Below are 24420 nucleotides of genomic sequence, written 5' to 3'. Positions count from 1 at the left end.
CAGGAAATGGCCGCCATGACGGAGAAACTGGCCCGCGTCGCCCAGCTCCTGGACGAATCGGTCATCGGCTACCAGGACACGGACAAGGGCAACGCGGCCCGTTTCCGCATGCTGATGGGCTGAGCCTCAGCCCACCTGAGAGGGAGGCCGCGCCTGGAGCGCGACCTCCCTCTCTTCTTGCTCGAAGTCACCACGGGCATCCCACACGGCTGCCCACCCGCGATCGACGGCGAACCGGTGCTGATCGCCTCTCCATGGCAGGCCGCCCCTGTGGCGTTCCACTGTAGGCGGCGGTGCTGCAGCTACCCTGAGGTCATAAGAGGTAGTGGTTTCATCGACGCTGCCGAAGGAAATGCGATCTTGTTTGTACATTTAAGCAGTTTCGTCATCTTCTCGGCAGAGTGGAAGATGATTCGGAACTGAGTATTTTCGGAGAGGTCCAGGTCATTGAGGAGAATGCCCGTCACCAGGAGGGGCTTGTTCTCCCCGGTGCGTTGGCACGTGAAGAAGACGTCCGCCTCGCCGGCCCCGCCTGTCGCCTGCATCCCATATCCAAGCTTGTATGCCGAGTATGACGGGTAGCTGTTCTTCTGCCTTTCAGGGAACAGTGGCTGCAGTGCAGGCTCAAACTTGATAGACAACGCATTCTTGGCCGAGGGGGATGCGCCGTCAATTCGCACCTGGCAAACGTATGCGGCATGAGTTTCCTCTGCGACGGCCCTTGCAGCGGAGGCGTGTGACTGCTTCGTCGTGGAGGCATCGTATGCGCGGCTGAAATTTTCGCTGTGTCGCGCCTCCTTGATGGCCTCAGCATCCACCACCCCGTCACACGAATTCTTTAGTGCGGCAGCCCCGTGGGAAGGTCCATCACTCCCGCATGCCGCACAGACCATGGCCAGCAGCATCGCGGTAGCTGAGCAAGCTCCGTACTTGGTCTTCCGTTTCATGCGGATGGCTCTTCCTGTCCCATCTCGACGCTCCCTTTTGCACGTCTCACGTTATGCCAGAATCGGCCTGTTGATTCGGAAACCTCAATCAGTCCGAGTCGGTCATGTCGGCCAGTTCGGATCCGTTGGTGTATGCCGTCTGCATATCTCGGCTGACGGACTGATACCACGAAGATCCCTTGAGCTCAGGATGTGTGGCCAAATATACCGAGAGTGGACTTGTTGCCCTGTTCTGGGCCAGCCTCATGAAATCTGACTTTTTCTTGATCTCTTGCATATCGAGCTTGTCGTTGTAGTCATCGACCTGTTGGCGCACTTCTCGATCGATTGCGATGCTTTCATGCGTTTCGATGGCTCCGCCAATTCCCTCGGCCAGCGATGGAACGACGAAGGAAACCACCCTTCCCGCACTTTCCACAGGCAGTGTGGCAATTGAGACGCCGGTGCTGATCGTTTGACTTACCCCGAACTTTTTCCATTCAGCGGCATCGCTCAGGGCATCGCTGTAGTCGTCGCTCTTCTGGGAGTACGTATCGTTGATCCCGGTGACGCAGGCCTGGTCGAGTGCACCACTGAACTTGGTGCCGGTCGTCAGAACGGTGGAAAGAGAATCGTCGGGGTGAGAATGAGCCTTCAGCGCGCTGATCGTGAACTCTTGTTGTGCGCCGGACAAGATGTCGTAAGCCACCTTGTCCCGACCCACCGCATTAAGGAAATTGAGCGATGTTTGATGTGCGAGATCGATATGACCCGGGCCGTGATGGTTGAAGGCGATGTTACTCAGGTCCTGGAACTCTGGGTGGTCGCCGAAATTCGAGAGAGACCAGTTGAGATCGTCAATATAGGCAGAGCCCATGAGTCCTAGGCTGTCGCCGATGCCCGGCCTGTTCTTGATGAACTGCGGATCCTGCCCGACCTGCCATACCACTTGCCCCATGATGTTGGCAGAGACGTTGTCCCTATGGATACCGTTCCCCGCCTGGTCGTAAGGGACTCCGAGCGTTGCCGCTTCGAGGGCATGGCCAAGCTCGTCATAGCCGTACCCGCGACTCCCGTCTGCGGTGGTGTTTGCGTTGGGCCAAGAGCGGTCCACCAACAGGTATTTCAGGTCTTGATTGACCTTGTGGCCGCCCTTCGCCCAGTCCTCGGAGTAGAAAAGATCCTTTGCGGCATGCGGATTATGCCCAAGGGCCTCCATGTAGCCGGCCATAGGGTCTTGCCCGTAGTCGTCCCCAGACCCGAAATTCAGGTACGGGTACTCGTCGCCCTCAGCGCGCCAGAGATCGGCCGGCTTCTCATGCTTGTGTGCCTTTTCGAACCCAATAAGGCCGTGCCCGTAGTCGGTGAGGAACTTGTCGTCGTACGATCCGTAGCGCATCAGGCTACTCATGATCTGGAAGCCGTACGGACCCTTGTACGGAAGCACACTTCCTCTGTCTGGGTACTCAACTTGTGTACCTCCCAGGGAAATGATCTGCTTCTTCCACTCATTCATTGCGTGACTGTGGGAATGCGTGGCAGTAGCCAGAGTGAAGCTCAGTGACTTCTGAATATCGGCGGATGCCTTCGTCTGGGCGTCACCGGTCTGACGACGGTCCGCAATACGAGTCCACAGCTCGAGAGTGCCCTTCGCGCCGAGCTGAGTCGTGAACTTCTCGGCGAAGTATGGATCACCTTCGTGGCGGGACAGCAGCGTGTTGATCCTCCGAAGTGTCTCGGGATCGAGCCGGTCGGTAGAGCTGGCCAAAGCCAGCTTGCTGCCTTTGCCGGTGAGCTTTTCGAGCTCCTTCAAGTCCTTGTCTGCCTGCTCGCGCCCCTTCTTGGCGTCCGCGATGCTGCTATACGTGTTCGAGTTAAAGCCCTTCCCGCGGCCATTGTGATCCTGACTCAAAGCCCAGGAGAGGGTGTCGTCAGCGTCTTGGGCGGTGGCGATGGCTGATTGAATGCTGCTCCGATAGGCTTGCAGCGTCTCCTGGTAGCTCTTGTTGAGCCATGGCAGATCCTCGGTGGGGGTATCCTTAGGGGGGTTGAAATACACCTCACCGTCAGGCTTGATAGACAGGTACTTGTCAGACTCGATGTCGTGCTTCAAGCTCTTCAGCTTGGACTGAGAGCTGGTAAAGATCTCGTGTGCGCTGTCCAACAGTTTGCAGATATCGTCGGCTTCATCTGCTGCCGCATCGATCTGGTTTCCAACAAGCGTGGCCTTCTTTAGGGCGGCTGTTGCTGCGTCGCCCTTCCAGTCAGATCCCTCCAGGTCCTTCTCGACAGTGTTCTCGTACTGTTTGTGGACCTTTCTGAACTTCTCAGGCAGCTTGCGCCATTCGGTCACCGCCTCGTGCAGGTCGCTGAAGTCGGCGTGCAGGAGAGTTGTGTAGTCGAGCATGTCTTCCTCGTCCGGTGCCGTTACCTGAGTTCCTCGTGACGGTGACGGGCCTTCTCTTTCGCTTCCCGTGCTGCATAGTCACTGGCGCTGGACCGCAAGGCGCCGGCGATGTCATGTTCCAGCAGATCCTCGACGTACTTCATCTGTCCACGCCATCTGGTCATGAACGTAGAGAATGACGCAGCTGATTTGAATCCCTTCAGGCTTCCGGCAACCTGGTCAGTCTCCTTTGCCGCAGCATTGTCTGCCTTGGAGAAATCGCTGCGAACGGTGTCCGCATGAGTCGCCCGATTCCTCAGGAACGCGGCATCTGCGACCAGCTTCTTCCCTGAAGGGCCTCCCTCGACGCCGTCCGGCAGATGGTTCAGCTCCATGCTGCTGTGCTGCCGGGCAACGGCTGTGCGTCGCGCCTTCCCCCACATCTCATCGAACGACATGTTCCTCCTCGTCGTAATGGACACCTGAAAACGGCCTTCGGCGGTCGGGTTGACAAATCGCTGTGTGGAGGCCAGTCGCTGGCTAGCGCCGTGAAGAAAGTGACCAGTAGCTCGCGCTCACGGATGGTGCCCCGGGGCAGGCGGCGTTCCGTCGGTGGGGGCGCCGGTGGCATGCCCTTGCGGCGGACGGAAGGACGGGTGTTGCTGCTGAGGATGCGCGTAGGGCTGGTAAGCGGGGGGAGCGGCCGGTACAGGTGTCGGCCTTCGGCGGGACCGAATGACCGGGATACCGATGCCGGCTCCCAGAAGCGCCGCGGCCGCGATGCCCAGGCCGATCCACAGCGCCGTGTTGCCGCCGTTCGACCGGGCTGCCGTGGCCTGCGGCTCGCTGTCGCCCTTACCGCCTCCCGCTGAACCCGTGACCTCCGAGGCCTGAGGAGATGGCGACTTGGCAGCGGCTGCTGCGGCCAGGTCGGGCAGGGGGTACTTGTCGGCGGGGCCGGGGTTGCCCGGGTTCTTCAGCGCGATACGGGGCCGTACACCGCCGTAGCCGACGTAGTCACTCCGCTTCGCTCCGTCGGCCGGCTTGGTGACAGTGTTCAGCATGACCCGGAGGACCTGGTTGTTCGTCCACGTGGGGTGCTTCGACCAGATGAGGGCTGCCGAGGCGGAGGCGATGGCGGTCGAGGTACTCGTTCCGTTGGACTTGCAGACCTCGCTGCCCCCTGGACAGGCATGAACCATCTCGGTTCCCGGGGCCACCAGGTCAACCTGGGGGCCAGTCTCGGAAAACGACGCCACTTTTCCTTTCTCGTCCGCGGCCCCGACACCCACTACGCCTGGGGTGGCCGCCGGATATTCGAGCAGGTTGGACTTGTCTCCGTCGTTACCTACACCGGCAAAAATCAGCTTGTCCTTCGACAGGGCGTACCGGACTGCGGAAGAAAGTGACGGAGTGTTGACGTTCTGTCTGCCGGGTGAATTGGGCAAGGCCATGGAGATGTTGATGACCCGAGCCTGGGATTCTGCTGCGTATCGAATGGCCTTTGACAGCACTCTTGAGTACTCGGCACCCTCGTCAACTTGCCCGAAGTCCTCGGTGTTGTAACGCATTCGGATGGGGAGAATCTTCACTCCCGGTGCAAGGCCGTACGACCCATCCGCCGGCCCCCGTGCGCCCGTGGCCGCAATGAGTGCCGCAATACCCGTTCCGTGGCCCACGAGGTCGGTGTGTTCGTCGCCACGCTGGCCGGAGTAGTCCTTGCCGTCCAGAACCTGGCCCTTGAGGTCGGCCAGACTGTCGTCGACGCCGGAGTCGATGACTGCGACGGTGATGCCACGGCCCGTACTGGTCTTCCACATCTCCTCGGCATGCATGGCGTCCAGGTGCCACTGACGGGCGCGGATGGACTCAGCGTAGGCGGGCGTGCCACCGATCCCGACGAGCATCAGCCCGAGAACAGCCGACGCTGCAGACAGGCGCCGCGACATCCGCTTGCCTCTGATACGCATATGCCTTCCTGAGGATGGTGGTTTCGGGCTCAGTCGACTACCGGCGGCAGGGGGCGGCGATTGTCCCGCGTCCAGGTTTCCTCGTCTTCGACCAGGTAGTCCGGACGTTGGCCGTTCTGCTGCTGACTTTTCCGGGTTCCAGGCTGCTGCGGCGACCCAGTGGCACGGCCAGCCGTTGATCGCCGGAGCGATTCCTCCCCGTTCGCCGGCGGACGGACCAGACCTGAGCCACCGGTGGTGAAGGGGCGCCCGCTGCTGCCGCCCGGTTGTCCAGGGCGGCCACCGACAACTCCGCCTTCCTCCGACGCAAGACGACGACCGCCGACTAGGCCGCCACCAGGGCGAGCTGACCCGCCGGAGGGCGAACTCGGGGTCATTGTTCGCCCCATCGGGGCACGGGCTTGGGTGCTTTCCTTGCCGATGACCGTTCCCCGCGGCAGGCCGCTCGTCGGGCGTCCCGTGTTGGTGACCGGACGGCCCCCAACGATTCCCGTCTCCCTGGGCATGTGCGGGACGCCACCGGTGGGCCTTACCGCCCCCGGCATTTGCGGAAGGCGGCCCGGAGTGGAAACCCGTGGGAGCGGGGCCGAGCCCAGGCCCCGCCCGCCACCACTGAACGTCGGAGGCACGGCCGTCGGTTGGTCGGGAAGCTGCAATTCGCGGTGAGGGATGTTCGTCCTCGGTACGGGTGGGGAGACGGTGTCGTGTGATGTGCGTGGAAGCGTGTCTGCGCTGTCGATTCCCATGTCGACTGGTGGCGCGTGGTGTTTCGACTGGGGCGTGTGGACCGGCGTGACAGGGATTTCCGTAGTGTGGGGGAGCCTAGGAGCCGCCACCTGGCTGGTGTTGTGGTGCTGTGAGGAGGGGCTCCCGCCCAGGCTTCCGGCCGTTTGTGCCCGGGGCACTGGTGCGGATGCGTTGGAGCCCGTCGGGATGTGCTGAGTGTCGTAGGCCCACTGCTTGGGATTCAAGTTATTCGACGGCGGCGAAAACGTAGGCGGCGTCACACTGTTCACCTGCTGCGCCGAGTACTCGTACGTCTGCGCCAGCTTCCGCATCTGCTGGATCGCCTCGCCCCGCGCCGCCTCGATGCGCTGCTGCGCAGCCGTCGCGTCGGCCTTGGCCGTGCGGGCCTGCTGCTGGGCGTCGGGGTCGTTGTGGGCGCCGGGCTGCTTGGCTGCCGCGATCGTGGCGTGGGCGTTGGCGAGGTCCGTCTTGGCCTGGGTCGTCTCGGAGACGTCCGGCATGGCCGCCTTCGCCTCGGAGATGGCCTGCGACACGGTGCCCATCCAGCTGGACGCCACCGCCGCGTACTCGCCCAGGCGCAGCGTCGCGCTCGCCGTCTGGCCACCCCAGTCACGGAACGCGTCGCCGGCCTCGCCCTGCCACTCCAGGTTCTTGACGTGCTGCATGAGGTCGTCGCCGATCTTGGTGATCGTCGTCGCGGCCTTGGCGAGCTTGGTGGAGAGGTGGGACGCTCCGGCCGTGCTGGCGGAGTCGAGCATCGCCGCCAGCTGCTCGTGCGTCATGGACTCGAAGTCCGTGTGGGCGAGCTGGGGTTCCGGTCGGTTCGACGCCTTGCTCATCACCACGTCCCCTTCGTTTCCTGAGAGCCGGAGCCGGAGCCGGAGCCGGAGCCGGAGCCGGAGCCGGAGCCGGAGCCGGACGTGGGCGACGTGTCCGGCTGATGCGCGTACGGATCCCGGTTCACGTCGTAATACTTCTCCGCCTCCGCGTTCACCGCCCTCATCCGCTCCTTGATGGCCTCGTCGAGGTTGGCGTAGCCCACCCGCGACGCGTGGACGGCCAGGCCCATGCCCTCGATCTGGGCGCCCAGGGCCTTCGACAGGTTCTCCAGCTCGTCGTGGACGAGGGTGTACGAGTCGTAGAGGAACTGGGCCTCTTTGAAGTCCGCGGACCCCAGCTGGGCGCGCGGCAGGCGGTCCTCGCCGACCTTGCCCGGGGCCGCCTCCGACTTCTCCAGCTCGATGAGCAGGTCATCGACGCGCTTCTTGAACTTCTTCATGGCGCTGTGCTGGACGTCCAGCGCCATCTGAGGGTTCACATGGGACAGGGAGTCGAAGTCCTTGCCGGTGTCCGGCACATTCCTCGGACCGCCGCCGCCGTTCGAACTCACCTCAGCTGCCTCCCCGCTCTCCCCGTTCACTCCGCCCGCTGGAGCGGAGTAAAAAACTCGTCAATCACTCTAGTGCCGTTGCGGAAGCAACCCCACCTGAATCAGGGACGTCCCGCGCTTGCGCGATACGAACACGCCACGGCCCGGCGGCATCGGACGGGCCCGGACGCTGCCGAGGATGTCGCCCTCGCTCGGATCGCCGGACAGGACAACGCCCTGGGCGCCCAGCTCCTTCAGGCGCTGCATGAAGGACTCGTACATGGCGCGCGAGGCACCGGCCGCGCTGCGGGCGATGATGAACTTCACGCCAACATCGCGTGCGAAGGGCAAATGCTCCGCCAGTTGCGCCAGCGGGTTGCCGGAACTGGTCGACACCAGCTCGTAGTCGTCGACGATGACGAACAGCTGCGGGCCGCTCCACCAGCTGCGGTCGCGCAGCTGCTGCGGGGTGATGTCCGGTTTCGGGGCCCGCATCTCCATGAACTGGCGGATCGCGTCCATGTGGACCTCCATGGCGGACGCCATGGGCGCGTACTCCAGCAGATGCTCCTCCGAGACCGCCTCCAGCATGGTGCGCCGGTAGTCGCCGACGACGATGCGGGCCTCGGCGGGCGTGTAGCGCTCTGCGATCTGCTTGGCCATCAGCCGCAGCAGGTTCGTCTTGCCCGACTCGCTCTCACCGAAGACGAGGAAGAGCGGATCGGTGTCGAGGTCGACGAAGACGGGCTCCAGATTCGCCTCGTCGATGCCGATCGCGATGCCATGCTGCGGGAATTCGAAGCCCTTGGGCAGCTGGTCGGCGGGCAGCTTGCGGGGCAGCAGACGGACGGCGGGGGCCGACGGGCCCTGCCAGCCGGCCCGCGCGCTCTGCACGAACCGGGCCGTCGCGTCGGCGAGGTCGTCCACCGTGGGCGAGGAGTCGACGCGCGGCAGGGCGGTCATGAAGTGCAGCTTCTCCGGGACCTGGCCGCGCCCGGGCACGCCCGTCGGCACGTTCACGGCGACCTTGCGGTCGAACTCGGAGTCCATCGGGTCACCGAGCCGCAGCTCCAGCCGGCCCAGGATCTGGTCCTTCAGGGCGGACCGGACCTCCATGTAGCGCGAGGCCGAGACGACGACGTGGACGCCGTAGCCGAGGCCGCGGCCCGCGATGTCGTTGACGACGCCCTCGAGGCCCTCGTAGTCGGCCTTGAAGCTGCCCCAGCCGTCGATGACCAGGAAGACGTCCCCCCACGCCTCGCCGGGCAGCTCGCCCGCCGCACGGCGCCTGCGGTAGGTCGCCACGGAGTCGATCCCCTGGGTGCGGAAGAACTGCTCGCGGCGGTTGAGGATGCCCGCCACCTCTGCGACCGTACGACGGACCCGCTCCGGGTCCAGCCGGGACGCCACCCCGCCGACATGCGGGAGGTCCGCGAGTGCCGCGAGGCCGCCGCCCCCGAAGTCCAGGCAGTAGAACTGCACCTCGTGCGGGGTGTGGGTGAGCGCGAAGGACCCGACGAGGGTGCGCAGCAGCGTGGACTTCCCGGACTGCGGGCCGCCGACGACCATCATGTGGCCCGCCGCGCCGGAGAAGTCCCGGTAGAGCAGCTCGCGCTTCTGCTCGAAGGGCTTGTCGATCAGGCCGAGCGGCACTGTCAGGCCGCCGGGACGGGTGTACCCCGAGGCGTGCAGTCCGCGCTCCGGCGACACCGACAGCGTCGGCAGCAGCTGGTCCAGCGTCGGCGCCTGGTCCAGCGGGGGCAGCCACACCTGGTGCGCGGGCACACCCTGGCCCTCCAGCCGTCGCACGATCACATCGAGGACGGTGTCGGCCAGCGCGTCGTCCTCCGGCCGGACGGACTGCGTCCGCGCGGTGTCGGGCGCCGCGTAGGCCATCGGTACGGGAAGCGCGGTGAACGGCGCCGGCCGGCGCTCCACGGGCAGGCTGCCCTGCGTCACCTCGGCGCCGCCCGAACGGTACGTCCCCGAGACGTACGCCGCCTTGAAGCGGACCATTTCGTCCGTGCCGAACTTCAGATAGCCGGAGCCGGGCACGGACGGCAGGTGATAGGCGTCCGGGACACCGAGCGCGGCCCGCGACTCGGCGGCGGAGAAGGTGCGCAGACCGATCCGGTACGACAGGTAGGTGTCGAGACCGCGCAGCCGGCCCTCCTCCAGGCGCTGCGAGGCCAGCAGCAGATGGACACCCAGGGAACGGCCGATGCGGCCGATCTGGATGAACATGTCGATGAAGTCGGGTTTCGCGGTGAGGAGTTCGCTGAACTCGTCGATCACCAGGACGAGCGAGGCCAGCGGCTCCAGCGGGGCACCGGCGGCGCGCGCCTTCTCGTAGTCGTGGATGTTGGCGTAGTTGCCCGCCGCGCGCAGCAGTTCCTGGCGCCGTTGCAGCTCGCCGCGGATCGCGTCGCCCATGCGGTCGACCAGCGTGAGGTCGTCGGCCAGGTTGGTGATCACGGCGGCGACGTGCGGCATCTGGGACATGCCGGCGAAGGTCGCGCCGCCCTTGAAGTCGGCGAGGACGAAGTTCAGCGTCTCCGAGGAGTGCGTGACCGCCAGTCCCAGCACGAGTGTGCGCAGCAGCTCCGACTTGCCCGAGCCGGTCGCGCCCACACACAGGCCGTGCGGGCCCATGCCGTCCTGCGCCGCCTCCTTGAGGTCCAGCATCACCGGCTGCCCGTTCTCGCCGACACCGATCGGCACCCGCAGCCGCTCCGGCATGGAACGCGGCCGCCACGTGCGCGTGACGTCGACGGAGGCGGCGTCGCCCAGACCCAGCAGCTCGGTGAAGTCGAGGTTGGCCAGCAGGGGCTCGTCGTCGTCCCCGCCGCCCACGCGCAGCGGGGCCAGCTGCCGGGCCAGCGCCTCCGCGGCCGGCAGCGACAGACCGTCGGGCAGACCCTCGTAGGCCACCCCGCCGCCGGAGTCGAGCCACAGCCGCTCCGGCCGTACGACGATCGACAGGTCGCCGCGCGGCTGGTCCAGCTCGCCCGGCAGCACCTCCACGATGGTCACGCCCTGGAGACCTTCCGCCGCGGCGAACGCGGAGGTCGGCGGCACCATGCCACCGTCCAGCACCACCAGGATGTGCGGCTGGTCCAGCAGCGGCTGGCCGTCCCGGCTGAACCGGGGCCTGCCGTCCAGCCGGCTCGTGAGCAGCTGCTCCAGCTCGCCCAGGTCGTCGCCGAACAGCCGGCGGGTGCCCGCGCCGTCGTACTGGCCCGCCACCTGGCAGTGCGGCAGCCACTTCGTCCAGTCCCAGCGGGCGACGGCGCCCGGCGCGGCGACCACGGCCACCACGAGGTCGTCGGGGGAGTGCAGGGTGGCCGCCTGGGCCACCAGCGCCCGCGCGGACGCCTGGGCGCGCTCGGGGTCGCCGGAGACGGTCACGTGGTAGAAGGCGCGCAGCGACAGGGCCACGGGCAGGCCGTCCAACTGGCCGTGGACCGCGAGGAACCGCTGCATGGCGCCCGCGCACAGCGGCTCCAGCTCGTCCACGGGCGCGGTCTGCGGCGCCACCAGCGGAGTGGCCAGCTGCTGCGGGCCCAGACCGATGCGCACCTGCCCGAAGTCCTCGTCGCTGACGCGCCGTTCCCACACCCGGCTGCCCTCGGCGACCAGCGACCACAACTGCTCGGGGGCGGGGTGCAGATACAGCTGCGCGTCGCGCTGACGCAGCGCCGTCCTGCGCACCGAACGCCGGGTCTGGGCCAGGTAGCGCAGATAGTCACGGCGAACGTCGGCCATTTGCCCTTGCGTACCGCGGCGGTAGCGCACGATCTGCGAGACCACCATCGCGGCCGTCGACAGCAGCATCACGACACCCATGATCCGCATGAACGGATGGGCGTTGGGGGACGCGAAGTAGAACACCACCGAGGAGCCCATGCCGAGGGTCGGCAGGACCTGCATCAGCATGCCCTCCTGCTGCCCGCGCGGCAGTTCGGGAGGAGCCTCAAGTTGCACCTCGTCCGTGGGCACTTCAGGCGGAAGCGCGCGAGGCGGGCGCTTGATGACGATCTGGCTCACCGGAGCATCAATCCTCGTGTACGGACGACCTGTACGGACGATCGGTTGACCACCGGCACCCCCGTGGCGACGGCTTCCTCCGCTTGCCGGCCGATCCTACTGGCCACCACTGACACCGCCGCCCGGTAGGGTGACGCCCGCACCGTGCGCATCCGCGAACAGGGGGTCAGGACAGGTGAGTACGACAGCGGCGACGGGGTTCTGCAGAGTCACTGTCGTGGCGCCCGACAGCCGTATCGACGTGGCGCTCCCGGTGGACATCGCCGTCGCCGACATCTACCCGGAGATCCTGCGCCTGACCGGACAGACCCAGGCCGTCGGCGCTCCGTCCGGCTATCACCTCGTACGGCGTGACGGCCGGGTCCTCGACAGCGGCCGCACCCTCGCCGACGAACGGGTCCTCGACGGCGAGGTGCTCAGCCTGCGCCCGTTCGCCGAATCGCTGCCGCCCGCGGTGTACGACGACATCTCCGACGCCGTCGCCTCCGCCGTCGAACGCGACCGGCACCTGTGGAGCGAGGGGATGCTGCGGGCCGCGGGCCTGACGGGCGGCGCACTGCTGGTCCTGCTGTCGGCGCTCGTCCTGTGGTACGCCGATCCGGTCCGCCACGACATGCACGGCCTGCCCGGGATCATCGCGGCCGGCCTCGGCGTGCTGCTGACGGCGTTCGCGGGCATCCGCGCGCGGGTCTACGGCGACCGGCCCGCCGCCGTGGCGCTCGGCCTGGGCGCCCTGCCGCTGCTGATGCTCGCGGGCTCCGGGCTCGTCGGCCCCACGGCCGGCCAGGGGCCGGGCAGGTTGCAGTTCATGCTGGGCTGTGTCGCGGTCCTGATCGCCTCCGTGGTCCTGGTCGTCGTCGCCCCCGGCGGGGACGCCCCCTTCGTGGCCGCCTCCTTCCTGGCGACGGCCGGCACCCTGGCCGCCTTCGCGGCCATCCTGTCCGACGCCTCCGCCACCGCCACCGCGTCGGTGTGCGCCCCCGCGGCGATCGGCCTGGTCGCGTTCCTGCCCGGCCTGTCCGCCCGCTTCGCCCGGCTGCCCATCGGCTACGCACCCCCGCGGTCCGGCGGCGGCGACGACTTCGAGGCCGACCCGACCCGGGGCGTGGACGCCGAACCGCTCGACGTCGAACGCATCGCCGCGCAGGCCCGCAGGGGCCACGAGATGCTGCTGGGCCTGGTCGGCGGCACGGCCGCGGTCGTGGTCGGCGCCGCGGCCGTCCTCGGCTTCTCCTCCGACGTCTGGGGACAGCTCCTCGCGCTGGCCACGGGGCTCGCCATGCTGATGCGCGCGCGGCTGTTCCGCTACACCTCGCAGGTGTGCTGCGTCCTGGTGGCCGGTATCGCCGCCATCGTCCTGCTGCTGCTCGGGCTCGCGCTGAACCCGCCGTCCTCCGCCCTCACCGACTTCGTGCTGCACCACGACCGGGGCGCCCTGGACCTGCGGACCGTCTGGCTCACGGCGGCCGTCGCCGCGGGAGCCGCGCTGCTCACCGCGATCGGCCTGATCGTGCCGCGCAAGGGCCTGTCCCCGTTCTGGGGCCGCTTCCTCGACCTGGCCGAGGGCGCGGTGCTGCTCACCCTGGTCCCGCTCTGCCTCGCCGTGGTGGGCGTCCTGACGGACGTACGCTCGATGGTCGGCTAGGACGGTCGGCCTTGAACGGCGGCCCGCGTACGTGCGCGGGCGGCGAAGGTTTCGTCACAGGGCCGCAACGGGCGTGCCCATGCCATGGGGGGTCCACGTAGCGTCCCGGTCATGAGCCTGCCTGTTCTCGCCCCGCAGTCCTTCCGGCCCACCGACCTCGTCGCCCTCGGCGGCGGCCGGAGCAGCGGCGGCTCCACCGGCGGCTATCACGGCTCCGAGGAAGAGGGCGGCTCCACGGGGAGCTACGGCGGCAGCTCTCACGGCGGCTACTCCAGCGGCTACCACCACTACGGCGACAACGGCTCCGGCGGCGGAAGCCAGCCGCTCCTGTGGGTCCTGCTGCTGGTCGTCGCAGTGGTCGTCTTCCTGGTCTGGGCGGCCAAGCGCAACCAGTGACCCGGGTGGCCGAGCCGTACTGGTACCCTGAGTGACGACCGTGTGTGTACGCGCCCCCGGAGCCCTGCGCCCTGGTGGCCGCGCCCAGCGGATCCCGGCTCCCGAGTAACGGAAGCTCCCCCGAGATGAAGACCGGGGGCACTCGGTTGCCACTCACAGACTATGAGGAGTACGCGTGTCGCTCGACGCCGCTACGAAGAAGCAGATCATCTCCGAGTTCGGTACCAAGGAGGGTGACACCGGCTCCCCCGAGGTCCAGGTCGCTCTGCTCTCCCGTCGGATCTCCGACCTGACGGAGCACCTCAAGGCCCACAAGCACGACCACCACTCCCGCCGTGGCCTGCTGATCCTGGTCGGTCAGCGCCGTCGCCTGCTCCAGTACCTGGCGAAGAAGGACATCCAGCGCTTCCGTGCGCTGGTCGACCGCCTCGGCATCCGTCGCGGTGCGGCGGGCGCCAAGTAAGACGCCGTGAGGGGAGCGGTTCCCGGAATGATCCCGGGGAACCGCTCCCTTTGCCGTATGCGGGAGCCGCACGCAAGGTCCCGCACGCACGTGCCGCACGGAGGCGAACCTCCGGTGCACGGGCGGAAACGTGCGGAGTGTCACTGACGCTTTGTAGTGTGGTAGCACAACGCAATACGTACGACACAGCGTGATAGTGCCTACCCGTTCCGGGTAGGTCGACAGCACGCACACCGAACGAGGAGGAGCGCACCTCGCCGCCGCCGGTCCTCGGTAGTGGCCCCCGGGGGGAAGCGAGCCCCGGGTGCTTCGATCGAAGACCGGCCCGCACCAGACGGCGCGCTTCTCCACCACCGTCCCCCTGCCACACGGGCAGCCGTGGGACGACGACGAGGAGAAAACGCTAGTGGAGAACGAGACCCACTACGCCGAAGCCGTGATCGACAACGGCGCATTCGGCACCCGCACCATCCGCTTCGAGACGGGCCGCCTGGCCAAGCAGGCCGCCGGCTCCGCCGTGGCGTACCTGGACGACGACACCATGGTGCTGTCGGCCACCACCGCCTCCAAGAACCCCAAGGACCAGCTCGACTTCTTCCCGCTGACGGTGGACGTCGAGGAGCGGATGTACGCCGCCGGCAAGATCCCCGGCAGCTTCTTCCGCCGTGAGGGCCGTCCCTCCGAGGACGCCATCCTCACCTGCCGCCTGATCGACCGCCCGCTGCGCCCGTCCTTCAAGAAGGGCCTGCGCAACGAGATCCAGGTCGTCGCCACCATCATGGCGCTCAACCCCGACCACCTGTACGACGTCGTGGCGATCAACGCCGCGTCCGCGTCCACGCAGCTGGCCGGTCTGCCCTTCTCCGGCCCGATCGGCGGCGTCCGCGTCGCGCTGATCCGCGGCCAGTGGGTGGCCTTCCCGACGCACACCGAGCTCGAGGACGCCGTCTTCGACATGGTGGTCGCCGGCCGCGTCCTGGAGGACGGCGACGTCGCGATCATGATGGTCGAGGCCGAGGCCACCGAGAAGACCATCAAGCTGGTCGAGGGCGGCGCCGAGGCGCCGACCGAGGAGGTCGTCGCCGCCGGTCTCGACGCCGCGAAGCCCTTCATCAAGGTGCTGTGCCGCGCCCAGGCCGACCTCGCCGCCAAGGCCGCCAAGCCGACCGCCGAGTTCCCGATCTTCCTGGACTACCAGGACGACGTGCTGGAGGCGCTGACCGCCGCGGTCAAGCCCGAGCTGGCCCAGGCGCTCACCATCGCCGGCAAGCAGGAGCGCGAGGCCGAGCTGGACCGCGTCAAGGCGCTGGCCGCCGAGAAGCTCCTGCCGGAGTTCGAGGGCCGCGAGAAGGAGATCTCCGCCGCGTACCGCTCGCTCACCAAGCAGCTGGTCCGCGAGCGCGTGATCAAGGAGAAGAAGCGCATCGACGGCCGCGGCGTCACGGACATCCGTACGCTGGCCGCCGAGGTCGAGGCCATCCCGCGGGTGCACGGTTCCGCCGTGTTCGAGCGTGGCGAGACCCAGATCCTGGGCGTCACCACCCTCAACATGCTGCGCATGGAGCAGCAGCTGGACACCCTCTCCCCGGTGACCCGCAAGCGCTACATGCACAACTACAACTTCCCGCCGTACTCCACCGGTGAGACCGGCCGCGTCGGCTCCCCGAAGCGCCGCGAGATCGGCCACGGCGCCCTGGCCGAGCGCGCGCTCGTGCCGGTGCTGCCGACGCGCGAGGAGTTCCCCTACGCGATCCGCCAGGTCTCCGAGGCGCTGAGCTCCAACGGCTCGACGTCCATGGGCTCGGTCTGCGCCTCCACCATGTCGCTGCTGAACGCCGGTGTGCCGCTGAAGGCCCCGGTCGCCGGTATCGCCATGGGTCTGATCTCCCAGGAGATCGAGGGTGAGACGCACTACGTCACCCTGACCGACATCCTCGGTGCCGAGGACGCCTTCGGCGACATGGACTTCAAGGTCGCCGGCACCAAGGAGTTCGTGACCGCCCTCCAGCTCGACACCAAGCTGGACGGCATCCCGGCCTCCGTCCTGGCCGCGGCCCTCAAGCAGGCCCGCGACGCCCGCCTGCACATCCTCGACGTGATGATGGAGGCCATCGACCGGCCCGACGAGATGTCCCCGCACGCCCCGCGGATCATCACCGTCAAGATCCCGGTCGACAAGATCGGTGAGGTCATCGGCCCCAAGGGCAAGATGATCAACCAGATCCAGGAAGACACCGGCGCCGAGATCACCATCGAGGACGACGGCACCATCTACATCGGTGCCGCCGACGGCCCGTCCGCCGAGGCCGCCCGCGCCACGATCAACGGCATCGCCAACCCGACGATGCCCGAGGTCGGCGAGCGCTACCTGGGTACGGTCGTGAAGACGACCACCTTCGGTGCGTTCGTCTCCCTGCTGCCCGGCAAGGACGGTCTGCTGCACATCTCGCAGATCCGCAAGCTGGCCGGCGGCAAGCGCGTGGAGAACGTCGAGGACGTCCTCGGTGTGGGCCAGAAGGTCCAGGTCGAGATCGCCGAGATCGACTCCCGCGGCAAGCTCTCCCTGGTCCCCGTGATCGAGGGCGAGGAAGACGACGAGAACAAGGACGACGCCGAGCAGTGACGTCCCGTAGCTCCAAGGTGACGGCCCGCCCCTCTTCGGAGGCGCGGGCCGTCGCCCGTACCCAAACGCTCATCAAGGGCACGGCCGGCATCGGCACGGTCCGCAGGACCACCCTCCCCGGCGGCCTGCGCATCGTCACCGAGACGCTGCCCTCGGTCCGCTCCGCGACCTTCGGCATCTGGGCGCACGTCGGCTCCCGCGACGAGACCCCGGCCCTGAACGGCGCCACGCACTATCTGGAGCACCTGCTCTTCAAGGGCACCTCCCGCCGCTCCGCGCTGGACATCTCCTCCGCCATCGACGCCGTCGGCGGCGAGATGAACGCGTTCACGGCCAAGGAGTACACGTGCTACTACGCGCGCGTGCTCGACACCGACCTGCCGCTCGCCATCGACGTGGTCTGCGACATGCTGACCGGCTCCCTCATCCTCGAGGAGGACGTCGACGTCGAGCGCGGCGCGATCCTCGAAGAGATCGCCATGACCGAGGACGACCCGGGCGACTGTGTGCACGACCTGTTCGCGCACACCATGTTCGGCAGCAACGCCCTCGGCCGCCCCGTCCTCGGCACGGTCGACACGGTCAACGCCCTCACCGCCGACCGCATCCGCCGCTTCTACAAGAAGCACTACGACCCGACCCACCTGGTGGTCGCCTGCGCCGGCAACGTCGACCACAACAAGGTCGTCCGCCAGGTCCGCGCGGCCTTCGAGAAGGCCGGGGCGTTCAAGAACGCGGACGTGACCCCCATGGGCCCGCGCGAAGGCCGTCGTACGATCCGCACGGCCGGCAAGATCGAGCTGCTCGGCCGCAAGACCGAGCAGGCGCATGTGGTCCTCGGCATGCCCGGCATCGCCCGCACCGACGACCGCCGCTGGGCCATGGGCGTGCTCAACACCGCCCTCGGCGGCGGCATGTCCTCCCGCCTCTTCCAGGAAGTACGGGAGAAGCGCGGCCTCGCCTACAGCGTGTACTCGTACACCTCGGCCTTCGCCGACTGCGGCCTGTTCGGCGTGTACGCCGGCTGCCGGCCGAGCCAGGTGCACGACGTGCTGCGGATCTGCCGCGACGAACTCGACCACGTCGCCGCCAACGGCCTCTCGGACGACGAGATCGCCCGTGCCATCGGCCAGCTGAAGGGCTCCACCGTCCTCGGCCTGGAGGACACCGGCGCGCTGATGAACCGTATCGGCAAGAGCGAGCTGTGCTGGGGCGAGCAGATGTCCGTCGACGACATGCTGGCGAAGATAGCCGCGGTCACCCCGGACGAGGTCCGCTCGGTCGCCCGCGACATCCTGGGTCAGCGCCCGTCGCTTTCGGTCATCGGCCCGCTGAAGGACAAGCAGGCCGCGCGGCTGCACGACGCCGTCGCCTGAAACTCCCCGTCTTCGGTAAGGAAGCAACAGAGATGAGCAAGCTGCGCGTGGCGGTCCTCGGTGCCAAGGGCCGGATCGGCTCCGAGGCCGTCCGGGCGGTCGAGGCCGCCGAGGACATGGAGCTGGTCGCCGCCCTCGGCCGGGGCGACACGCTGGAGACGCTGGCGGCGAGCGGCGCCCAGGTCGCCGTCGAGCTGACCACCCCGGCCTCCGTCATGGAGAACCTCGACTACTGCGTGCGCCACGGCATCCACGCGGTCGTCGGTACGACGGGCTGGACCGAGGAACGCCTCGCGCAGCTGCGCGGCTGGCTCGCCGACTCCCCGGAGACCGGTGTGCTCATCGCGCCGAACTTCTCCATCGGCGCCGTGCTGACCATGAAGTTCGCGCAGATCGCCGCGCCCTACTTCGAGTCGGTCGAGGTGGTGGAGCTGCACCACCCGAACAAGGTCGACGCCCCGAGCGGTACGGCCACGCGCACGGCTCAGCTGATCGCCGAGGCCCGGCGGGCGGCCGGTACCGCCCCGGCGCCGGACGCCACGGCCACCGCCCTGGACGGCGCCCGCGGCGCGAACGTCGACGGCGTCCCGGTCCACGCCGTCCGGCTGCGCGGTCTCCTGGCCCACCAGGAGGTGCTGCTCGGCGGCGAGGGCGAGACCCTCACCATCCGGCACGACTCCCTGCACCACAGCAGCTTCATGCCGGGCATCCTGCTCGGCGCCCGCCGCGTGGTGTCGACTCCTGGCCTGACCTTCGGCCTGGAGCACTTCCTCGACCTGAGCTGAGCCCCACAGTCATGCGCGCAAAGATCACCTACCTCGTCACGGCCGCCGTCCTGGTCTTCTACTTCGTCCTGGTCGGCAGCCGTGGCGTGCTGCTCATCCAGTCCGGCACGCTGCTCACCGTCACCTTCGGCGTGGCGGTGCTCATCCTGCCGGTCATCGGCCTGTGGTTCCTGTGGAAGAACACCCAGTTCGTCCGCAGGGCCAACCAGCTCGCCGCCGAACTCGACGCTGAGGGCGGACTGCCCGTGGACGAACTGCGCCGGCTGCCGAGCGGGCACATCGACCGCGACTCGGCCGACGAGGTCTTCGCCCGGCGCAAGGCCGAGACGGAGGCGTCCCCCGAGGACTGGCGCTGCTGGTTCCGGCTGGCCGTCGCCTACCACGACGCCCGCGACACCCCGCGCGCCCGCAAGGCCATGCAGCGGGCGATCGCCCTGCACGACGGAAGGCCGGTCGAGGCCTGAGGCTGCCCGGCGCGCGCCCCCGCGCGCGCCAGGGAGCCGCGGCCGGCCGCGTGACCGGCAGCGGGGCCGCTCAGCGGGGAGCTTCCCAGCCGCGTCTCAGCGGGGAGCGTCCCAGCCGCGCCGCTCCGCCGCCCAGGCCTCCACCACATCCGCCGCCCGGTCGAACGCCGTCGGCCGGCCCAGGAAGTCCAGTGTGTGCGTGGTCAGCAGCGGCGCCGTCTCATCGGGAGCCCGGTCCGTGCGGACCAGCGCCAGCGCCTGGCCCTGCACCGTCCGCGGCAGCCCCAGCCACCGGACCGGCTGCTGCACCGTCCGCACGGAGCCCACCCGCGCCCACGGCACCGTGCGCGTCACCAGGAAGCCGACATGGCGCAGTCCGCGCCCGCTGACCCACACCCCCACCCGCAGCAGCCGCAGCGCGCAGACGATGACCGCCACTCCCGCGGCGAGGACGGCCCCGGCGAAGGACACCGAGCCGGTCAGGGCGATGGCCACGGCCGCGAACAGCACGAACGACGCGACCAGCAGCACCAGCGCGGCCAGCCCCACCCGCCAGGGGCCGGGCCGGTACGGACGCCGCCAGCGGTCGCGGTCGTCGTACGGCAGCGCGCTCTCCGACGCTGTCTCGAAGGTGCGGTCGGCCGTCAGGAAGGGCAGGGGCACGGCTGGTCCTCACTCGGTCCATGTGTGGGCTGTGCCCGGTGAGGCTATCCGCCTGTGGTGCCGCTCACCACCCTCGGGGGGCCGGAAGGGTCAGTGCCCCTGTGACGCCTGCGACTGCTGGGACGGCGTGTCGGAGGGTATGGACATCGCCGGCAAGCCGAGGATCAGCGCGCCTATGAGCCCGGCGACGATCGTGACGCCCAGCAGCCAGTGCCCCGCTATCTCGGCGGCGGACGCCCGCCGGCGCGGCGGGGGAGCGACATTGCTGCGGAACCGGTCCGCCTCGGCCACGAAGGCGAAGGGCACGGACTCACGCCGACGGAACATGGCGGTTACCTCTCCTCTCGAAGCCGGACCTGCGAACCGGGCTTCTTCCTCGACCTCTCAGGCCTCACCGATACAGACGCTCGAGTGGCACAAAAGGTGCCCATGTCCGAAAAAATCCTCGGCAAGGTCACTGTCCGGACTGTCAGGGGTGCCCCGTACAGTGGGCGCGAACCTCAAGCAGTGATGGGAAGGACCCCGACCCTCGTGACCACCGAGTCGCTCACGTTCCGCAGTGACGTCACCGTCGAGCTGGTGAAGTCCAGTGCCTCGGACGCCGATGTCCTCTTCGCCGCCCGGGTCTCGACTGCCGGTGAGCAGTCCCTGGACGAGCTGAAGAAGGACCCCGAGCGCTCCAAGGGCCTGATCAACTACCTGATGCGGGACCGGCACGGCAGCCCGTTCGAGCACAACTCGATGACCTTCTTCATCAGTGCCCCGATCTTCGTCTTCCGCGAGTTCATGCGGCACCGGGTCGGCTGGTCGTACAACGAGGAGTCGGGCCGCTACCGGGAGCTCCAGCCGGTCTTCTACGTCCCCGACACCGACCGCAAGCTCGTCCAGGAGGGCCGCCCGGGCAAGTACGTCTTCGTCGAGGGCACCCCCGCCCAGTACGAGGCGGTCAGCGGCACCCTGCGGGAGTCGTACGAGCAGGCGTACGCGTCCTACCAGAAGCTGCTCGCCGAGGGCGTCGCCCGCGAGGTCGCCCGTGCGGCCCTCCCCGTGGGCCTCTACTCCTCGATGTACGCCACCTGCAACGCCCGCTCCCTGATGCACTTCCTCGGTCTGCGCACCCAGCACGAGCTGGCCAAGGTGCCGTCCTTCCCGCAGCGGGAGATCGAGATGGTCGGCGAGAAGATGGAGGCGGAGTGGGCCAGGCTCATGCCGCTGACGTACGCCGCCTTCAACGCGAACGGCCGGGTGGCCCCGTAACCAAGGCCTGCGAAGCCCTGTTCCCCCGCTCGGAACGGATGTACGGATCAGCCTCGCGAAGTGTCCGTATTGCGGCATTTAGAGAAGTTCATCTAGCCTGATCAAACGGACCCGGCACTGCTTGAACCCCCGAGCAGGCAGTGCCGGGCTCCTTATTTGTCCGGACTTTCTCGGCACCCCGAGGGCAGACCAGGCATTGCGCACCGAGTAGCGTGTTACCCATGGCTCCGACCTCGACTCCGCAGACCCCCTTCGGGCGGGTCCTCACCGCCATGGTCACGCCCTTCACGGCGGACGGCGCACTCGACCTCGACGGCGCGCAGCGGCTCGCCGCCCACCTGGTGGACGCAGGCAACGACGGCCTGATCATCAACGGCACCACCGGCGAGTCCCCCACCACCAGTGACGCGGAGAAATCGGACCTCGTACGAGCCGTACTGGAGGCCGTCGGCGACCGCGCCCACGTCGTCGCCGGCGTCGGCACCAACGACACCCACCACAGCATCGAGCTGGCCCGCGAGGCCGAGCGCATCGGCGCCCACGGCCTCCTCGTCGTCACGCCGTACTACAACAAGCCCCCGCAGGAGGGCCTGTACCGGCACTTCACGGCCGTCGCCGACGCCACCGGGCTGCCGGTCATGCTCTACGACATCCCCGGCCGCAGCGGCGTCCCCATCAGCACCGAGACGCTCGTCCGGCTCGCCGAGCACCCCCGGATCGTCGCCAACAAGGACGCCAAGGGCGACCTCGGCCGCGCCAGCTGGGCCATCGCCCGCTCCGGCCTCGCCTGGTACTCCGGCGACGACATGCTGAACCTGCCGCTGCTCTCCGTCGGCGCGGTCGGCTTCGTCTCGGTCGTCGGTCACCTGGTCACCCCGGACCTGCGCGCCCTCGTCGAGGCCTATGTCTCCGGCGATGTCGTCAAGGCCACCGAGATCCACCAGAAGCTGCTCCCGGTCTACACCGGCATGTTCCGCACCCAGGGCGTCATGACCACCAAGGCCGCGCTCGCCCTCCAGGGACTGCCCGCCGGCCCCCTGCGGCTGCCCATGGTCGAGTGCTCCCCCGAGGAGATCGCCCAGCTCAAGATCGATCTTGCTGCCGGCGGGGTACAGCTCTAATCACCAGACTTCGCGCGGGGAACCGCGCAGCACGACTTCACAACCGAATAGATCCTGACAACTGAACACGCAGGTCACCGGTGCCTGCACACCACAACGACAACTGCTTCCGCACGAACGTCATGCGCGCCACGTGCCGTACCGGTACGTGGCGCGCATGGTGAGGAGAGTCTTTTGAGCCATCCGCATCCTGAACTGGCCCCGCCGCCGCCGCTCCCCGAGGGCGGCCTCCGGGTCACCCCGCTCGGCGGCCTCGGCGAGATCGGCCGAAACATGACCGTCTTCGAGTACGGCGGCCGCCTGCTGATCGTCGACTGCGGCGTGCTCTTCCCCGAGGAGGAGCAGCCCGGCATCGACCTGATCCTGCCGGACTTCTCGTCCATCCGGGACCGCCTCGACGACATCGAGGGCATCGTCCTCACCCATGGCCACGAGGACCACATCGGCGGCGTCCCGTTCCTGCTCCGCGAGAAGCCGGACATCCCGCTGATCGGCTCCAAGCTGACCCTCGCCCTCATCGAGGCCAAGCTCCAGGAGCACCGGATCAGGCCGTACACCCTGGAGGTGGCCGAGGGGAACCGCGAGCGCGTCGGCCCCTTCGACTGCGAGTTCATCGCGGTCAACCACTCCATCCCGGACGCCCTGGCCGTCGCCATCCGCACCCCGGCCGGCATGGTCGTGCACACCGGCGACTTCAAGATGGACCAGCTGCCGCTGGACAACCGCCTCACCGACCTGCACGCGTTCGCCCGGCTGAGCGAGGAGGGCATCGACCTCCTGCTCACCGACTCCACGAACGCCGAGGTCCCGGGGTTCACCCCGCACGAGCGCGACATCTCCAACGTGCTGCGCCAGGTCTTCGCCGGTGCCCGCAAGCGGATCATCGTGGCCAGCTTCGCCAGCCACGTCCACCGCATCCAGCAGATCCTGGACGCCGCGCACGAGTACGGCCGCCGGGTCGCCTTTGTCGGCCGCTCCATGGTCCGCAACATGGGCATCGCCCGCGACCTCGGCTATCTGAAGGTCCCCCCGGGCCTCGTGGTCGACGTCAAGACGCTGGACGACCTGCCCGACCACGAGGTCGTCCTGGTCTGCACCGGCTCCCAGGGCGAACCGATGGCGGCGCTGTCCCGCATGGCCAACCGGGATCACCAGATCCGGATCGTCGAGGGCGACACGGTCATCCTGGCCTCGTCCCTCATCCCCGGAAACGAGAACGCGGTGTACCGCGTGATCAACGGCCTGACCCGCTGGGGCGCCAACGTCGTCCACAAGGGCAATGCCAAGGTGCATGTTTCCGGCCACGCGTCCGCGGGTGAGCTGCTGTACTTCTACAACATCTGCCGCCCGAAGAACCTGATGCCGGTCCATGGCGAATGGCGCCATCTGCGCGCCAACGCCGAGCTGGGTGCCCTCACCGGTGTCCCGCACGACCGGATCGTCATCGCCGAGGACGGCGTCGCGGTCGACCTGATCGAGGGCAAGGCCAAGATCTCCGGCAAGGTCCAGGCGGGCTACGTCTACGTCGACGGCCTCTCCGTCGGCGACGTCGGCGAGCCGGCGCTGAAGGACCGCAAGATCCTCGGGGACGAGGGCATCATCTCCGTCTTCGTGGTCGTGGACGCGTCCACCGGCAAGATCACGGGCGGCCCGCACGTCCAGGCACGCGGCTCCGGCATCGAGGACGCGGCCTTCTCCGACGTCCTCCCGAAGATCACGGAGGTCCTGGAGCGCTCGGCCCAGGACGGGGTCGTGGAGCCGCACCAGCTCCAGCAGCTCATCCGCCGCACCCTCGGCAAGTGGGTCTCCGACACCTATCGCCGCAGGCCGATGATCCTCCCGGTGGTCGTGGAGGTCTGACGCCCCGTCGACGTGAGCCCGGAGCGGGGCGCCTCGATTTGCATCGGGGCGCCCCGCTCCAGTACGTTTACGGCTCCGCCCAACCGGGAACCCCAGCACTTCACGCGCTGGACACAGGTGCCCGGAGCGAGTGGGAAAACCGACTCAGAACTTCTGATAAAGTCGGTGAGCGCCGGAAAGGAAACCGCGAGAGCGGGGAACTGGAAAGCACCGAGGAAATCGGATCGAGAAAAGATCTGATAGAGTCGGAAACGCAAGACCGAAGGGAAGCGCCCGGAGGAAAGCCCGAGAGGGTGAGTACAAAGGAAGCGACCGTTCCTTG

The 24420-nt window shown here is 68.0% G+C and carries 19 protein-coding genes and 1 pseudogene; 11 read left to right on the top strand and 9 right to left on the bottom strand.

Annotated elements, in window-relative coordinates:
• Nucleotides 1-123, top strand: a pseudogene (locus ACZ5CZ_RS38465) (WXG100 family type VII secretion target); the annotation flags it as partial.
• A gap of 179 nt (nucleotides 124-302) precedes the next feature.
• Here ACZ5CZ_RS38465 and ACZ5CZ_RS38460 read toward each other — a convergent pair.
• The 7 genes from ACZ5CZ_RS38460 to eccCa form a co-directional block, all read right to left on the bottom strand.
• Complete coding sequence (locus tag ACZ5CZ_RS38460; RefSeq protein WP_468949481.1) at nucleotides 303-947, bottom strand: hypothetical protein; 645 nt, start codon at nucleotides 945-947, stop codon at nucleotides 303-305.
• Nucleotides 948-1035: 88 nt separating this feature from the next.
• Complete coding sequence (locus tag ACZ5CZ_RS38455; protein ID WP_468949479.1) at nucleotides 1036-3333, bottom strand: hypothetical protein; 2298 nt, start codon at nucleotides 3331-3333, stop codon at nucleotides 1036-1038.
• Between the two features lie 20 nt (nucleotides 3334-3353).
• Nucleotides 3354-3770, bottom strand: coding sequence for a hypothetical protein (locus tag ACZ5CZ_RS38450; protein ID WP_385839590.1), 417 nt, complete (start codon nucleotides 3768-3770; stop codon nucleotides 3354-3356).
• A 117-nt stretch (nucleotides 3771-3887) separates the two neighbouring features.
• Complete coding sequence (gene mycP, locus ACZ5CZ_RS38445; protein WP_468949476.1) at nucleotides 3888-5282, bottom strand: type VII secretion-associated serine protease mycosin; 1395 nt, start codon at nucleotides 5280-5282, stop codon at nucleotides 3888-3890.
• A gap of 29 nt (nucleotides 5283-5311) precedes the next feature.
• A complete protein-coding gene (locus ACZ5CZ_RS38440; protein ID WP_385839587.1) occupies nucleotides 5312-6868 on the bottom strand; it encodes a WXG100 family type VII secretion target in 1557 nt (518 codons plus the stop codon).
• Nucleotides 6868-7419: a hypothetical protein gene (locus ACZ5CZ_RS38435; protein WP_468949474.1), complete on the bottom strand. Its 552-nt coding sequence runs from the start codon at nucleotides 7417-7419 to the stop codon at nucleotides 6868-6870. Before ACZ5CZ_RS38435 ends, ACZ5CZ_RS38440 begins: the two co-directional genes overlap by 1 nt.
• Nucleotides 7420-7488: 69 nt before the next feature.
• On the bottom strand, nucleotides 7489-11445 hold the full coding sequence (gene eccCa / locus ACZ5CZ_RS38430) for a type VII secretion protein EccCa (RefSeq protein WP_468949472.1): 3957 nt from the start codon (nucleotides 11443-11445) through the stop codon (nucleotides 7489-7491).
• Nucleotides 11446-11620: 175 nt separating this feature from the next.
• Between eccCa and eccD the strand changes: the two genes are divergently transcribed.
• The 7 genes from eccD to ACZ5CZ_RS38395 all read left to right on the top strand — a co-directional run bounded on the left by eccD (nucleotide 11621) and on the right by ACZ5CZ_RS38395 (nucleotide 19197).
• Nucleotides 11621-13090 carry a type VII secretion integral membrane protein EccD gene (eccD, locus tag ACZ5CZ_RS38425; RefSeq protein WP_468949470.1) on the top strand — a complete coding sequence of 490 codons (1470 nt, stop codon included), beginning with the start codon at nucleotides 11621-11623 and terminating at the stop codon, nucleotides 13088-13090.
• A gap of 111 nt (nucleotides 13091-13201) precedes the next feature.
• On the top strand, nucleotides 13202-13486 hold the full coding sequence (locus ACZ5CZ_RS38420) for a hypothetical protein (protein WP_468949468.1): 285 nt from the start codon (nucleotides 13202-13204) through the stop codon (nucleotides 13484-13486).
• 175 nt (nucleotides 13487-13661) lie between these two features.
• Nucleotides 13662-13949, top strand: coding sequence for a 30S ribosomal protein S15 (rpsO, locus tag ACZ5CZ_RS38415; protein WP_385839581.1), 288 nt, complete (start codon nucleotides 13662-13664; stop codon nucleotides 13947-13949).
• A 406-nt stretch (nucleotides 13950-14355) separates the two neighbouring features.
• Nucleotides 14356-16572 carry a polyribonucleotide nucleotidyltransferase gene (locus ACZ5CZ_RS38410; protein WP_468949483.1) on the top strand — a complete coding sequence of 739 codons (2217 nt, stop codon included), beginning with the start codon at nucleotides 14356-14358 and terminating at the stop codon, nucleotides 16570-16572.
• On the top strand, nucleotides 16569-17948 hold the full coding sequence (locus tag ACZ5CZ_RS38405; RefSeq protein WP_385839580.1) for a M16 family metallopeptidase: 1380 nt from the start codon (nucleotides 16569-16571) through the stop codon (nucleotides 17946-17948). Before ACZ5CZ_RS38410 ends, ACZ5CZ_RS38405 begins: the two co-directional genes overlap by 4 nt.
• 32 nt (nucleotides 17949-17980) lie before the next feature.
• The gene (dapB, locus tag ACZ5CZ_RS38400; protein WP_385839578.1) at nucleotides 17981-18733 is read left to right on the top strand and encodes a 4-hydroxy-tetrahydrodipicolinate reductase; all 753 of its coding nucleotides are present in this window, start codon (nucleotides 17981-17983) and stop codon (nucleotides 18731-18733) included.
• A gap of 11 nt (nucleotides 18734-18744) precedes the next feature.
• Entirely contained in the window at nucleotides 18745-19197 is a 453-nt protein-coding gene (locus tag ACZ5CZ_RS38395; protein ID WP_385839577.1) for a tetratricopeptide repeat protein, read from the top strand.
• 96 nt (nucleotides 19198-19293) lie between these two features.
• Here ACZ5CZ_RS38395 and ACZ5CZ_RS38390 read toward each other — a convergent pair whose 3' ends face one another.
• Complete coding sequence (locus ACZ5CZ_RS38390; protein WP_468949464.1) at nucleotides 19294-19860, bottom strand: hypothetical protein; 567 nt, start codon at nucleotides 19858-19860, stop codon at nucleotides 19294-19296.
• A 90-nt stretch (nucleotides 19861-19950) separates the two neighbouring features.
• On the bottom strand, nucleotides 19951-20187 hold the full coding sequence (locus tag ACZ5CZ_RS38385; RefSeq protein WP_385839575.1) for a hypothetical protein: 237 nt from the start codon (nucleotides 20185-20187) through the stop codon (nucleotides 19951-19953).
• A 204-nt stretch (nucleotides 20188-20391) separates the two neighbouring features.
• Between ACZ5CZ_RS38385 and thyX the strand changes: the two genes are divergently transcribed.
• The 3 genes from thyX to ACZ5CZ_RS38370 all read left to right on the top strand — a co-directional run bounded on the left by thyX (nucleotide 20392) and on the right by ACZ5CZ_RS38370 (nucleotide 24098).
• Entirely contained in the window at nucleotides 20392-21117 is a 726-nt protein-coding gene (thyX, locus tag ACZ5CZ_RS38380; RefSeq protein WP_385839574.1) for an FAD-dependent thymidylate synthase, read from the top strand.
• 221 nt (nucleotides 21118-21338) lie between these two features.
• The gene (gene dapA / locus ACZ5CZ_RS38375; protein WP_385839572.1) at nucleotides 21339-22238 is read left to right on the top strand and encodes a 4-hydroxy-tetrahydrodipicolinate synthase; all 900 of its coding nucleotides are present in this window, start codon (nucleotides 21339-21341) and stop codon (nucleotides 22236-22238) included.
• A gap of 174 nt (nucleotides 22239-22412) precedes the next feature.
• Nucleotides 22413-24098 (top strand): ribonuclease J, encoded by a 1686-nt coding sequence (locus ACZ5CZ_RS38370; RefSeq protein WP_385839571.1) that lies wholly within the window; start codon nucleotides 22413-22415, stop codon nucleotides 24096-24098.
• The last annotated feature ends 322 nt before the right edge of the window (nucleotides 24099-24420 follow it).

This window comes from Streptomyces sp. NPDC031418, from assembly GCF_055581605.1.
The sequence above is the reverse complement of the archived record's forward strand: the minus strand, read 5'-3'. Positions and strand labels throughout refer to the sequence as shown.

What these genes read in the sequence shown, in the direction of transcription:
- ACZ5CZ_RS38460 (WP_468949481.1), bottom strand. Translation starts at nt 947, where the DNA reads ATGAAACGGAAGACCAAGTACGGAGCTTGCTCAGCTACCGCGATGCTG.
- ACZ5CZ_RS38455 (WP_468949479.1), bottom strand. Translation starts at nt 3,333, where the DNA reads ATGCTCGACTACACAACTCTCCTGCACGCCGACTTCAGCGACCTGCAC.
- ACZ5CZ_RS38450 (WP_385839590.1), bottom strand. Translation starts at nt 3,770, where the DNA reads ATGTCGTTCGATGAGATGTGGGGGAAGGCGCGACGCACAGCCGTTGCC.
- mycP (WP_468949476.1), bottom strand. Translation starts at nt 5,282, where the DNA reads ATGCGTATCAGAGGCAAGCGGATGTCGCGGCGCCTGTCTGCAGCGTCG.
- ACZ5CZ_RS38440 (WP_385839587.1), bottom strand. Translation starts at nt 6,868, where the DNA reads ATGAGCAAGGCGTCGAACCGACCGGAACCCCAGCTCGCCCACACGGAC.
- ACZ5CZ_RS38420 (WP_468949468.1), top strand. Translation starts at nt 13,202, where the DNA reads ATGAGCCTGCCTGTTCTCGCCCCGCAGTCCTTCCGGCCCACCGACCTC.
- dapB (WP_385839578.1), top strand. Translation starts at nt 17,981, where the DNA reads ATGAGCAAGCTGCGCGTGGCGGTCCTCGGTGCCAAGGGCCGGATCGGC.
- ACZ5CZ_RS38395 (WP_385839577.1), top strand. Translation starts at nt 18,745, where the DNA reads ATGCGCGCAAAGATCACCTACCTCGTCACGGCCGCCGTCCTGGTCTTC.
- ACZ5CZ_RS38385 (WP_385839575.1), bottom strand. Translation starts at nt 20,187, where the DNA reads ATGTTCCGTCGGCGTGAGTCCGTGCCCTTCGCCTTCGTGGCCGAGGCG.
- dapA (WP_385839572.1), top strand. Translation starts at nt 21,339, where the DNA reads ATGGCTCCGACCTCGACTCCGCAGACCCCCTTCGGGCGGGTCCTCACC.